The following is a 12,833-nucleotide window of genomic DNA, read 5'->3' on the forward strand; positions in this document are numbered from 1 at the left end:
GGTCTTCTCTCTTCGTTGAGGAGGGTTCTGGGGGAAAGGTACGACGACGGCGGGGCGGCTGCGCCGCTGCGCCGCCTAGGCGCCGGGGGAGGCGCCGAACTTAGGAATGTGAGCCGAACTTGGGAGTGTGCACGGTGCCGAGGGTGATGTGGACGGCCTGCTGGTCGGTGTAGAAGTCGATCGAGCGGTAGCCGCCCTCGTGGCCGAGGCCCGAGGCTTTGACGCCGCCGAACGGTGTGCGCAGGTCGCGGACGTTGTGGCTGTTGAGCCAGACCATGCCGGCCTCGACGTTCTGCGAGAAGTTGTGCGCCCGGGTCAGGTTCTGGGTCCAGATGTAGGCGGCCAGCCCGTACTTCGTGTTGTTCGCCAAGGCGAGGGCTTCCTCGTCGCTGTCGAACGGGGTGATCGCCACGACCGGGCCGAAGATTTCCTCCTGGAAGATCCGCGCGTCCGGGGCGACGTCGGCGAACACGGTGGGCGCGATGTAGTTGCCCTCCGGGAGGTGGTCCGGGCGGCCGCCGCCGGCCAGCAGCCGGCCCTCGGTTTTGCCGATCTCCACGTAGGAGGCCACCTTGGCGTAGTGCTCCGGGTGGACCAGGGCGCCGACCTCGGTCTTCGGATCGTGCGGGTCACCGACCACGATGTTTTTGGCCCGGGCGGCGTACTTGTCGCAGAACTCCTCGTACACGGCGCGCTCCACCAGGATCCGGGACCCGGCCGTGCAGCGCTCGCCGTTGAGCGAGAAGACCCCGAACAGGGCCGAGTCGATCGCGGCGTCGAGGTCGGCGTCGGCGAACACGACGCACGGCGACTTGCCGCCCAGCTCCATGGACAGGCCCTTGAGGTTCTCCGCGGCGTTGCGGAAAATAGTCTGCCCGGTGGTGGTCTCGCCGGTGAAGGAGATCAGCGGGACGTCCGGGTGTTTGACGAGCGCGTCGCCGGCTTCCTCGCCGAGGCCGTTGACGAGGTTGAAGACGCCGTCGGGCAGGCCGGCGTCCTTGAAGATCTGCGCCCACAGGGAGGCGGACAGCGGCGTGAACTCCGCCGGCTTCAGCACGACCGTGTTGCCGGTGGCCAGCGCCGGGGCGAGCTTCCAGGACTCGAGCATGAACGGGGTGTTCCACGGGGTGATCAGGCCGGCGACCCCGATCGGCTTGCGGTTGACGTAGTTGATCTGGGCGCCAGGGACCTTCATGGCGTCGTCGAACTGGGCGACAATGAGGTCCGCGAAGAAGCGGAAATTCTCCGCCGCGCGCAGGGCCTGGCCCTTGGCCTGGGTGATCGGCAGGCCGGTGTCGAAGGTCTCGAGCTCGGCGAGCCGCGCCTCCTGGGCCTCGACGGCGTCGGCGATCTTGTTCAGGATGCGGGCGCGTTCCCGCGGCTTCATCTTCGGCCACGGGCCGTTGGTGAACGCTTCGCGGGCGGCGGCGACGGCGAGGTCGATGTCCTCTTTCTGGCCGGCGGCCGCGGTGGCGTAGTTGGTGTTGGACGCCGGGTCCAGCACGTCGAAAGTCTTGCCGCTGACGGAGTCAACGAACTCGCCATTGATGTAGTGCTGGATGTGGGTGGTCAGGTCCTGCGGGACGTAATGGGTGGTGGCTGCTTCGGCTGTAAACGTCATTGTTTTTCCTTACTGAACTGAGATGGGAGCGCTGATGCTGCAACTATTGCGGCGCTGATACTGCAACGCGGGGTCACTTACGGCCTATGCTGGGGCCCTTAATGGGCGCTAAGTGACCCCGCGTTGCTTTGGGCGAGGTAGGCGTCAAGGGTGGCGGAGCGGTGCAGGCGGGCGGCTTTTTCGATCTCGTCGGCGCCGGCCCCGGATTCGATGAGCCGGAGCAGTGCCTCGTGCTCGGCGACCGAGTCGTGCGCCCGGCCGGGGACGAAGCGGAAAGTCGAGGACCGCAGCGATGCGAGCCGGTTCCAGCCCCGGTGGACCAGGTCAAGGATGTGAGGATTGGGGCAGTGCTCGAACAGGACGCTGTGGAAGTCCTGGTTCAGCGCGGTGAACCGGACGGGGTCGAAGTGCTCCAGGCAGTCGCGCATCTCGGCGTTGACGGCCCGGGCGCGGGCCACGTCGGCCGGCCCGATCAGCGGGGCGGACAGGGCCGTCGCGGCGCCCTCGACGATGCTGAGGGTCTGCATCGTGTAGAGGTACTCGGTAGGGTCGATCCCGGCGACGGTGGCTCCGACGTTCCGCTCGAATTTCACCAGACCTTCGGCTTCGAGCCGGCGGATGGCTTCGCGGACCGGCACCACGCTGACGCCCAGGTCTTCGGCGATCTTCGCCAGCACCAGCCGGTAGCCGGGGGAGTAGGTCCCGTCCACGATCCGGGCCTTGACCGCCGCGTAGGCCTGCTCGGACTTGCTGGCGGTGTGCGGGGGCGTTTGCGTGGCGGTACGGGTGGTGGTGGCGGCGGCGCGGGGGCCTGCGGCGCTGGCGGTGTCATGCATTGGCTTTGCCTGCTTCCCAGTTCTCGTAGCGGGCCCGCCATTCAGCGTTCAGCGGGTACAGGCCGTCCACGCTGTGGCCCTGGCTCACCATCTCGGTGATGAAAACTTCCTCGCGTTCCTGGGCGATCGAATCGTCCGCGAGTTCCTCGGCCAGCGCCGGCGGGATCACCAGGATGCCGTCCGCGTCGGCCACGATGATGTCCCCGGGCTGCACGGTGGTGCCGCCGCAGGCGATCGTGATGTCGGTGTCCCACGGGATGTGCCGGCGCCCCAGGACGGCGGGGTGCGGGTTCGCGTAGTAGGTGGCCATGTCCATTGCGGCGACGGCGGAGAAGTCGCGGACGCCGCCGTCGGTGATGATGGCCGCGGCGCCGCGGACCTGGGCGCGCAGGGCCAGGATATCGCCGATGGTGCCCGTGCCCTTTTCGCCGCGGGCCTCCATCACCAGGATCTCGCCCTCGTTGACCGAATCGATGGCCTTCTTCTGGGCATTGAAGCCGCCGCCGTGGGTCTTGAAGAGGTCCTCGCGGTTGGGCACGTAGCGCAGGGTCCGGGCCAGGCCGACGATCCGTTTCTCCGGGCGGGTGGAGCTGAGCCCGTCAATGCTGACGTTGTTCAGGCCGCGCTTGCGCAGCTGGGAGGACAGGGTGGCGGTGCAGACGCTTTCCAGCTTCGCCTTCAGCTCCGGGGTCAGGACATGAGCCGGGGCCTCCGGGGACTGGACATGTCCGACGGCGGCATCCGGGGCCTCTGCCGAATCAGCCTCTGCTGCCGGAGCCGCGGGAGCCGCGGGAAGCCCGGCTGCCGCGCGGGAGCCGTAGGCCTCCTCCCGCTGCAGGTCATCGGTCCGGGGCTGGGCGCCAAAGTCGCCGAACGGCGTCGTGCCCTCCGCCACCAGGGTGACCAGCCGGCCGGTAGTGCGGCCGCCGGAAGCGGCGCCGCCCGCCGTCGTACCTCCGGCGCCGCCCGCCGTCGAACCCTCGGAACCGACTGCAACAGCGCTGACTTCCACCTCGACGACGTCGCCCGGCCTGGCCACCGACGCGCCGGCGGGGGTGCCGGTGAGGATGATGTCGCCCTCCTCAAGGGTGAGCAGCTGGGAGAGGTCGGCGACCAGCCGGGCGAACGGGAAGAGCAGGTCCCCGGTGGTGTCGTCCTGGACCAGTTCGCCGTTGTGCCAGGTGCGGATCCGCAGGCCGGCCGGGTCCACAGCGTCCGCGGCGAGCAGTCCCGGGCCCACGGGCGTGAAGCCGTCGCCGCCCTTGGAGCGGAGGTTGGAGCCCTTGTCGGCGTAGCGGAGGTCGTAGACGCCGAGGTCGTTGCTGGCCGTGACCCACTCGACGTGGCTCCAGGCGTCCTCGATGCCCACGCGGCGGGCGGGCTTGCCGATGATCAGCGCGATCTCGCCCTCATAGCCGAGGAGTTCGCACCCGGCCGGCCGCTCCACCGTTGAACCGCTGAGGGCCAGGGATGACGATGGCTTCAGGAAGTACGACGGCTGCTCGGGGGTGCGGCCGCGCTGGGCTGCCCGGCTGGGGTAGTTGATATGCACCGCGATGACTTTGCGGGCCGCGGCCAGGGTGTGGTCGGTGACCTGTTCCAAAAGTAGCTCCTCATCGAGTACGAAATCGTATACGAAAACTATCGCCCAGGAACCCTGGAACGTCAACCCCCTGTTGCGGGAGTTTTCGGGGCACTTGTAACCCGCGTCATAACTGCCGTACAGTTTTGACTGGAGACCAGAGTTCTATTATCGAACATTGCGTTCTAATATCGAACACTTTCGTCGGCGACAGTCCGCCACACCACGAAGTGCCACACAGCGAAGTGAGGAAAGCCCGTGCAGTTCCACCACCACGGTTACGTATCCGGTGACCCGCGAGTCCAGCCAGCCGCCGGCGTCGGCATCGACCGGCCCACGGAAGTTCCCGACGAGGTTGACGTGCTCATTGTCGGCACCGGCCCGGCGGGCGTGGTTACGGCCGCGCAGCTGTCCCAGTTCCCGGGCATCACCACCCGGATCGTGGAGCGCCGCGGCGGCCGGCTGCCCATCGGCCAGGCCGACGGCATCCAGGCCCGCAGCGTCGAGACCTTCCAGGCCTTCGGCTTCGCCGAGCGGATCATCGCCGAGGCGTACCGCATCACCGAGATGGCCTTCTGGAAGCCGGACCCCGCCGACCCGGCGAAAATCCTCCGCGCCGCCCGCGCCAAGGACGACACGACCGGCATCAGCGAGTTCCCGCACCTGATCGTCAACCAGGCCCGCGTCCTGGACTACTTCGCGGAGTTCATGGCCAACGCGCCCACCCGCATGTCCCCGGACTACGGCTTGGAATTCCGGAGCCTCGAGGTCGACGACGGGGCGGACTACCCCGTCACCGTCACCCTCGTGCACACCGCCGGCCCCGACGAGGGCCGCGAGCGCACCGTCAGGGCGAAGTACGTCGTCGGCGCGGACGGCGCCAGGAGCAAGGTGCGGGACTCGATCGGCTGCACCATGGCCGGCGACAAGGCCAATCACGCCTGGGGCGTCATGGACGTCCTCGCCGTCACCGACTTCCCGGACATCCGCACCAAGTGCGCCATCCAGTCCGGCACCGGCGGCAGCATCCTGCTGATCCCGCGCGAAGGCGGCTACCTCTTCCGGATGTACGTCGACCTCGGCGAGGTGGACCCGGAGGACAAGGGCGCCGTCCGCAACACCACCATCGAACAGATCATCGCCCAGGCCAACGAAATCCTGCACCCCTACACGCTCGACGTGCGCAATGTCGCCTGGCACAGCGTGTACGAGGTCGGCCACCGCCTCACGGACCGGTTCGACGACGTCCTGCCGGACCAGCTGGGCATGCGCACCCCGCGCGTGTTCATCACCGGCGACGCCTGCCACACGCACAGCGCCAAGGCCGGCCAGGGCATGAACGTCTCCATGCAGGACGGCTTCAATCTGGGCTGGAAGCTCGGGCACGTGCTCGAGGGCCGCAGCCCGGAGAGCCTGCTGTCCACGTATTCGGCCGAACGCCAGGTCATCGCGAAAAACCTCATCGACTTCGACAAGGAGTGGTCCACTCTCATGGCGAAGAAGCCCGAGGACTTCGCGAGCCCCTCCGAGCTTGAGGACTTTTATGTGAGCACCGCCGAGTTCCCGGCCGGGTTCATGACGGAGTACACGCCGTCCCTGCTCATCGCCGAGGCCGCCCACCAGGGCCTGGCCACCGGATTTCCCGTCGGCAAGCGCTTCAAGTCCGCGCCCGTGGTGAGGGTCTGCGATACCAACCCGATGCACCTCGGCCACCACGCCACGGCGGACGGGCGGTGGCGCATCTACGTCTTCGCCGACGCCGCCGCAGCCGGGACGGCATATGCCGCGACGGGCGACGCCGGGACGCCGGGTTCGGCGTCGCCCCTCGCCGACTTCGCCGAATGGATCGCGAACGCGCCGGACTCGCCGCTCGCCGCAACGCCCGAGGGGGCCGACCGCGACGCGTGGTTCGACGTGAAGGTGATCTACCAGCAGGAGCACACGAGCGTCGATATCGGCGCCGTGCCAGCGGCGTTCAAGCCCCAGGTGGGGCCGTTCCAGCTCAAGGACTACGAGAAGGTCTACGCCACCGATCCGACGGCGGACATCTTCGAGCTGCGCGGCCTCGACCGCGGCGGCGTCGTGGTGGTGGTGCGCCCGGACCAGTACGTGGCCAACGTGCTGCCCCTGACGGCGACGGCGGAGCTCGGTGCGTTCTTCGCCCCGGTCCTGAGTGCTGGCAACCGCGTCCCCGAATCGCTGGGCCACGCGGGGTAGGCGCCAACACGGGGTCCGCGCGCGCAGAGAGTTCGACGGTTCGCCACAGATGGCCGCTATGGAAGCTCCCATAGCGGCCATCTTCGTCGGACGGCGGACGGCGGCGGCGCTTCGTCCGTTCCGCGCCCAATTCCGCTGCTGCAAGCGTTCCGTGACATGGGGACGTTCCTGCGCTGCGCAAACCGTTTCGTGACTCGGAGCCGTTCCTGCGCTGCGGGTATTCCGTCGCGCTGGGCGGTTTGCGCATCGCCAGCCCGGAACCGCAGCGAATTTCTGCTCAGCGGCGGCACCGGGGAGGCAGGACCAGCGCGGCCGCGCCGTCCACGAAATTCCGTCTCGGTCGGTTCCGCGCCCAATTTCGCTGCGCACCATGTCGCGTGACACGGAGACGGCTCTGCGCTACGGGTATTCCGCCGCGCTGGGTCTGTTGCGTGTCACCAGCCCGAATGCGTAGCGATTTTGGGGCGACCGGAAGATTAGGGGCGACCTCGCACACGGCCCCCAACGCCCAAAGCGGCACCCGCGATCCACGGAGCCGGCGCGCTCGCTGCTAGCCCGCTTCGCCGGCCGACATATCGCCGACGCCGGGCGTGCCATCAGCGAGCGCGTAGCGGTGCAGCACCGCACCCTTCGGTGAGGCGACGACCGGCTCGATGAGCCTGAGGTTCGTCGGAACCACCCCGCCGGCGAAGACCTTCTTTCCGCCGCCGAGGAGGATCGGATACACCCAGAGCGTAAGCCGGTCGAAGAGCCGCTCGGCGAACAGGGTCTGCACGAAGTCGAGGCTGCCGATGACGTGGACGTGCGCGTACCGGTCGCGCAGTTCGCGCACGGCAGCAACGACATCAGGACCGAGCAGCGTGGAGCCGGCCCACTCGAGGGCCGGTTTCTGCCGCGAGGCCACGTATTTCGGGAGGCGGTTGAACAGCCGTGCGATGCCCCCGTCCTCGTGCGGCCAGTACGCGGCGAAAATGTCGTAGGTCCGGCGCCCCAGCAGCAGAGCGTCCATCCCCGCCATCCCGGAGCTGATCTGCCCGCCGACGACCTCGTCTATAAGAGGCGCCTGCCAGCCGCCAAACGCGAAGCCGCCGTCGGGGTCCTCGTCCGGTCCGCCGGGCGCCTGGGCGACGCCGTCGAGCGTGCTGAACAGGTCGATATGGATGAGTCCCATGCCGTGCTCCTCGTCTGTCGCCCGTCGTCGCCCGGCGACGGGATCACTTCGAGGCTGGCACACGAACCCGCGGTGAAGCAACGGGCATTCGCGGCCCGGCACGAGCCCACTGCGCGCATACGAGAATCCACCCGACGGAGACCCTGGGCGCATCGTTTCCGCACCCAATTCCGCTGCGCAAAATGTCCCGTGACATGGAGACGGCTCCGCGCTACGGGTATTCCGTCGCGCTGGGCACGTTGCGCGTCGCCAGCCAGGATCCGCAGCGCATTGCTGGCTGTAGGCGGCGCCGAAGGAGATGTTCGACGCCGGGAATGCACCCCCGGCTCCGGACCGACACAGAAATGTTCGCTGGCGGGAACGAATCCGAAACATGGGCTTGGCACGATGAGGCCCAGGCCGCCGGTCATCTGACGCGCGGCTGGCAGCGGTGTATGGGGTCGCCATGGGTGGTCGTGTGCACCCGCTGAGATGGTCGTCCTTCCGTCGGCTTCCTTCTGATGCCCCACCCATGTGAAAGGTCGGTCCATGTCCACGGACACGCAGCACACCAGTGCCAGCCCCCACACACTACCCGCGCCGGCAGATACCGATGCCCGCGCAGCAACCAGGGAAAGCCTGGAGGACTATACGCTCAGGTTCGCCCCGCGCTCCTACCGGAAATGGGCCCCCGGCGTCGTGGCCACCAGCGCGCTGGGAGGGATCGCCTACCTCGCCGATTTCTCCATCGGGGCGAACATCGGCATCGCCCACGGAACAACAAATGCCCTCCTGGGCATCGCCGTCGCCGCGCTCATCATCTTCGTGACGGGCATTCCGCTCGCGTACTACGCGGCGCGCTACAACCTCGATCTGGATCTCATCACCCGGGGCTCCGGTTTTGGCTATTACGGCTCCGTGATCACCAACGTCATCTTTGCGACGTTCACGTTCATCTTCTTCGCCCTTGAGGGCTCCATCATGGCCCAGGGCCTGGAACTCGGACTCGGGATCCCCAAACCCCTCGGCTACGCCGCGTCCACCCTGATAGTCATCCCGTTTGTGATCTATGGAATGAAAGTGCTCTCCAAGCTGCAGGTCTGGACCACCCCGCTCTGGCTCATCCTGATGGTCATCCCGTTCGCCTACCTGGTGATCACCAACCCCGAGTCCATCGGGACGTTCTTCGCCTACGAGGGGGAGAGCGGTGCCGGCGCCGGCGCGAACCTCGCCTCCGTGATGCTGGCCGCCGGCGTCTGCCTCTCGCTCATCGCCCAAATCGCAGAGCAAATTGACTACCTGCGCTTTATGCCGCCCAAGACCGAAGCGAACCGGGTGGCCTGGTGGAGGGCAGTCATCCTCGCCGGCCCCGGCTGGGTTATTTTCGGTGCCGTCAAGCAGGCGGTGGGACTCTTCATCGCGGTCTACCTCATCGCCACCCTGGACCCTGCGGCATCAGCAACGGCGAACGAACCCGTCCACCAGTTCCTGGGCGTCTATGAGCACATGATGCCGGGCTGGCTGGCCCTGGCGCTGGCCGTGATCCTGGTGGTCATCTCGCAGATCAAAATCAACGTCACGAATGCCTACTCCGGGTCGCTGGCCTGGACGAACTCCTTCACCCGCGTCACCCGGACCTACCCGGGACGCCTGGTCTTCGTCGTCGTCAACCTGATGATTGCCCTCGCGCTGATGGAACTGAACATGTTCGAGTTCCTGAACACCATCCTGGGCTTCTACGCGAACTGCGGGATGGCGTGGATCGTGACGGTCGCGACGGACATTGCCATCAACAAGTACGTCCTGAAACTCTCCCCGAAGCAGCCGGAATTCCGCCGCGGCATGCTCTACAACTGGAATCCTGTCGGCGTCGTGTCACTGGCACTCTCGGCCGGCATTTCCATCGCCATGTTTTTCGGGGCGTTCGGTTCCGGGATTGCCCCGTTCTCGCCGATCTTCGCCGTGGCCATTGCCGTCGTCGCGACCCCGCTTATGGCGATCGCGACCGGCGGCCGGTTCTACCTGCGGCGCACCGACGACGGAATTGACCTGCCGATGCTCGACGACGACGGCAATCCCTCCGGTGCAAAGCTCCTCTGCCACGTGACCGGCATGGAATTTGAGCGGCCGGACATGCTGCTCTCCGCCGAACCTGCGGCCGACGGCTCGAAGCAGTACATTTCATCCCTGGCGCTCGCCACCGACAAAACCGGCCGCTACGTCCTGCCGGCACAAGGCTGACCCGGACCGTTGACCGGATGACGAACGCCTCCTCATCAACACCTGCCCACGGGCGGTGTTGATGAGGGGGCGTTCGGCTGCCGCCGTCCGCCACTCCCCGTTCACGGCCAGTGGCCTGCCAGGTATGCGCCGGAAGCAACCTCAGAGAGGGGTGGCCGTGAGGGCAAGCTGCTGCACCGCGAGCCAGATGACGGCGGCCCCGCCAAACAGGGTAATCACCCAGTTCAAAGCCGAGCGTTCACGATAATGGAGCAGACCGACCAGCCCGAGGACTGCCGATACTCCGGCCCAGGTCAGGAACGCGCCGCCAAGCTCAAGTCCCGTTCCATCCCCGAGGCGTTGCGGATAGAAGACGGGGTTTGGCAGGGCCGAGAGGACAGCGACGTTGAGAACGGCGGCTACCGCGAAGACTGCCGCCCACTTTCCAGCGGCGGTTTGGGGTGCCAGTGCAATAGCCACGTCAGCTCCTGATGAGGTTTGAGACCAAAAAAAGCGCGTAAAAATAGAACAGCATTGTCGCCGTCGTGACCAGGGCCGCGGCGGAGAGGACCGACCGTTCGTGGTAGCAAAGTATGGCCACCAGGGCCGCGCCCGTCGCTGCTATTCCGGCCGGGCCGGAAAGTGAAGCCCACGGGCTGAACTGAACGATCGCCGAGGGGGCGAGGATGCCCGCGCTCCACCAGCCGACGGCGGTGTGGGGGAGCAAGCGTATCCGGTCGGACGACAGACGGAACCAGGCCAGCACGCCAAGGACGCCGGCGATTAGTCCAAGGATTCCCGCAGCCCCGTAGAGGCCGGGATCGAAGGTGACCACCAGGGACGCGGCCGCCACTACGGCTGACGCTGCCAGCGCTGCAACGCTTAGTCTGCCAAGCCCGGTGCGGAGCGCGTCGCGTACTGAGTGCTTTCTGGATGCGAAGGTACACACCACGCTGCCTATCAAGGCGGCGACCGCAAGGATGCCCCCGATTGTCGCAAGGCTCTCCGGGAACCAGGGCACCATGAACAGAAACAGGGAGAGCAGGAACAGGCTGACCGCCCACCTGCCACTGCGCCCGGCGGGCAGCATGGGTGCTGGCGAAGAAATGATCCCGGGGGCTATGGTGAGCGTCTTCATTTAAGACACGATGCGGCCGGCGCGTGTCCCGGGGTAGTGCCGAAAGCCCCACGAGGAGGGTCCCCATGGCGGGGGTCCCCACGGCGAGCACTACGGTCCAGGCGAAATATGCACGCGCGACATCAGGACGAGGTCAGAGGAAGGGCGCCGGCACAAAAGACAGTTTGCTTATCATGTAGTCTGCACCTAAAGTCTACATTGTAGACAAACTGCGTGGATGGGCTTCCTCGGCACCCGGACATCCATCCCGGCAGCGCACTTTCCCCGGACCTGCGGTGACGCAGGCAATCCGGGATCCTGCCTCTTCGCCGCGTGCACGGCGTAGAAGCCGAGCTGCTGCAGCCACGCGGCGGCACACAATGCACCGCGAGGAAACGAGCCAGCCATGGCACCTTCAGTAAACATGACGATCCCAACGGCGCGCGGACCCATCAGCGCCGGGCTGTTCCGGCTGCTCGCCGGCACGCCCGGAGACGACGCCGCGGCCCATGACGCCCTCAGCAATCTGGCCGAGGCACGGCTGCCGCTCGTCGATGACATCATCGACGACGGCGACGTGCAGCTGACGCTGTTCTGCCTGTACGAGCTGCACTACGGAGGCCTGGACGGGGTGACTGACCGCTGGGAATGGAACCCCGGGCTGATCGCCCTCCGCCAGCTGCTGGAGGAGCCGTTCGAACGGGCGCTGCGCGATGCGGCCCTCCTGTCCACCGGTCCGGGTCTGCCGGTTTCTGCCGCGGGCCTGGACAGTGATGCGGTGGCGGAAATCTTGTTCGGGATCGCGGCCCAGGAGGGTGGGCCGGGCATGTCCCGCCACGTGGCGAAGAAGGCGACCCTGGACCAGCTCCGGGAATTCCTGATCCACAAATCGATCTACCAGCTCAAGGAAGCCGATCCGCACACCTGGGCGATCCCGAGGCTCACGGGGCGGGCCAAGGCTGCGCTGGTGGAGATCCAGGCTGACGAGTATGGCGGCGGCCGCCCGGACCGGATGCACAGCGCACTCTTTGCGAAGACCATGCGCGGGCTGGGGCTGGACGACCGCTACGGCGCCTATGTGGACGCCGTCCCGGCCATCTCCCTCGCCTCGGTCAATGTGATGTCGCTCTTCGGGCTGAACCGCAGACTCCGCGGAGCGGTCGCGGGGCACCTGGCGATTTATGAGATGACGTCATCCCGGCCGAACCAGCTGTACGGCAACGGGTTCCGGCGCCTCGGATTCGACGCCGGTGTGACCGCCTACTTCGACGAGCACGTCGAGGCGGACGCCGTCCACGAACAGATCGCCGGCAGGGATCTCGCCGGCGGCCTCGTGGAGTCCGAACCTGAGCTGTTCCCGGACGTCCTGTTCGGCGCGACGGCGGTGATGGCCATCGACGCCCGCGTCACGCTGCACATCATGGGGGCCTGGGACCGCGGCGACTCCTCGCTGCAGCCGGCTGTGACCGCCGCGGTCTGACCCTGACGCCCGGCCTTTCTGACCCCGGCCCCAACACCCGGTTCTTCCCATCCGGCCCTTCCAGCCCGGCCTTTCCAGCCCGGCCTTTCCAGCCCGGCCCTTCCAGCCCGGCCCTTCCAATCCCTGACAGTGAGCGTCGATGAACCATAACCCGCAAGAAGCCGCCAACGAGAACTCCATCGTTGTTTGCCCCGACGGGCCGATCCTGGTGCGCGGCGACTTCGAGATCGTCACGCCCTCCGGGGAACCGGTGCCGCGGCAGCGCAAGACCGTTGCCTTGTGCCGCTGCGGGGCGTCCGCGATTAAGCCCTACTGCGACGGCACCCACAAATTGATCAATTTCCGGACCGAAATCCCCGGTATGCCCGGGAAGTAACGACGCCTCTGGCCCGCGCTGCCCTGCTGCCCGCGAAATCCCTGCCGCATCCGTTTACGCGGCCAATTAGGCGAGCATTCCGCTGCGCAGAATGTCCCGCGACGCCGAAGACGGCTCCGCGCTACGGGCATTCCGGCGCGCCCGGTGTTTTGCGCGTCGCCCGCATGGATCCGCAGCGGTCAGCCGGTGTAGGGGTCGGCGATGACCAGCCCGGATCCGCAGCGGTCAGCCGGC

Annotated in this window: 10 protein-coding genes; 4 read left to right on the top strand and 6 right to left on the bottom strand. The window is 67.1% G+C overall.

Going from position 1 to position 12,833, the window contains the following annotated elements; translation table 11 throughout:
- Positions 1–100: 100 nt before the first annotated feature.
- The 3 genes from hpaE to QCD75_RS14610 all read right to left on the bottom strand — a co-directional run bounded on the left by hpaE (position 101) and on the right by QCD75_RS14610 (position 4,060).
- Positions 101–1,621, bottom strand: coding sequence for a 5-carboxymethyl-2-hydroxymuconate semialdehyde dehydrogenase (gene hpaE, locus QCD75_RS14600; RefSeq protein ID WP_301229803.1), 1,521 nt, complete (start codon positions 1,619–1,621; stop codon positions 101–103).
- A gap of 98 nt (positions 1,622–1,719) precedes the next feature.
- On the bottom strand, positions 1,720–2,457 hold the full coding sequence (locus QCD75_RS14605) for a GntR family transcriptional regulator (RefSeq protein WP_301229805.1): 738 nt from the start codon (positions 2,455–2,457) through the stop codon (positions 1,720–1,722).
- Complete coding sequence (locus tag QCD75_RS14610; RefSeq protein ID WP_301229807.1) at positions 2,450–4,060, bottom strand: fumarylacetoacetate hydrolase family protein; 1,611 nt, start codon at positions 4,058–4,060, stop codon at positions 2,450–2,452. Before QCD75_RS14610 ends, QCD75_RS14605 begins: the two co-directional genes overlap by 8 nt.
- A gap of 237 nt (positions 4,061–4,297) precedes the next feature.
- Between QCD75_RS14610 and QCD75_RS14615 the strand changes: the two genes are divergently transcribed.
- Entirely contained in the window at positions 4,298–6,256 is a 1,959-nt protein-coding gene (locus tag QCD75_RS14615) for an FAD-binding monooxygenase (protein WP_301229809.1), read from the top strand.
- 550 nt (positions 6,257–6,806) lie between these two features.
- Here QCD75_RS14615 and QCD75_RS14620 read toward each other — a convergent pair.
- Positions 6,807–7,427, bottom strand: coding sequence for a dihydrofolate reductase family protein (locus tag QCD75_RS14620; protein ID WP_301229811.1), 621 nt, complete (start codon positions 7,425–7,427; stop codon positions 6,807–6,809).
- 528 nt (positions 7,428–7,955) lie between these two features.
- On the opposite strand from QCD75_RS14620, the gene QCD75_RS14625 reads away from it, so the two are divergent.
- Entirely contained in the window at positions 7,956–9,647 is a 1,692-nt protein-coding gene (locus QCD75_RS14625) for a purine-cytosine permease family protein (RefSeq protein ID WP_301229813.1), read from the top strand.
- 141 nt (positions 9,648–9,788) lie between these two features.
- Here the strand turns inward: QCD75_RS14625 and QCD75_RS14630 are convergent, their stop codons facing one another.
- Both QCD75_RS14630 and QCD75_RS14635 read right to left on the bottom strand, forming a co-directional pair.
- The gene (locus QCD75_RS14630) at positions 9,789–10,106 is read right to left on the bottom strand and encodes a hypothetical protein (protein WP_301229816.1); all 318 of its coding nucleotides are present in this window, start codon (positions 10,104–10,106) and stop codon (positions 9,789–9,791) included.
- A 1-nt stretch (position 10,107) separates the two neighbouring features.
- Positions 10,108–10,764: a hypothetical protein gene (locus QCD75_RS14635; protein WP_301229818.1), complete on the bottom strand. Its 657-nt coding sequence runs from the start codon at positions 10,762–10,764 to the stop codon at positions 10,108–10,110.
- Positions 10,765–11,167: 403 nt separating this feature from the next.
- On the opposite strand from QCD75_RS14635, the gene QCD75_RS14640 reads away from it, so the two are divergent.
- Both QCD75_RS14640 and QCD75_RS14645 read left to right on the top strand, forming a co-directional pair.
- On the top strand, positions 11,168–12,223 hold the full coding sequence (locus tag QCD75_RS14640; protein ID WP_301229824.1) for an iron-containing redox enzyme family protein: 1,056 nt from the start codon (positions 11,168–11,170) through the stop codon (positions 12,221–12,223).
- A 139-nt stretch (positions 12,224–12,362) separates the two neighbouring features.
- The gene (locus QCD75_RS14645; RefSeq protein ID WP_301229820.1) at positions 12,363–12,599 is read left to right on the top strand and encodes a CDGSH iron-sulfur domain-containing protein; all 237 of its coding nucleotides are present in this window, start codon (positions 12,363–12,365) and stop codon (positions 12,597–12,599) included.
- The last annotated feature ends 234 nt before the right edge of the window (positions 12,600–12,833 follow it).

Source organism: Arthrobacter sp. PsM3 (assembly GCF_030433895.1).
Taxonomy (GTDB): domain Bacteria; phylum Actinomycetota; class Actinomycetes; order Actinomycetales; family Micrococcaceae; genus Arthrobacter.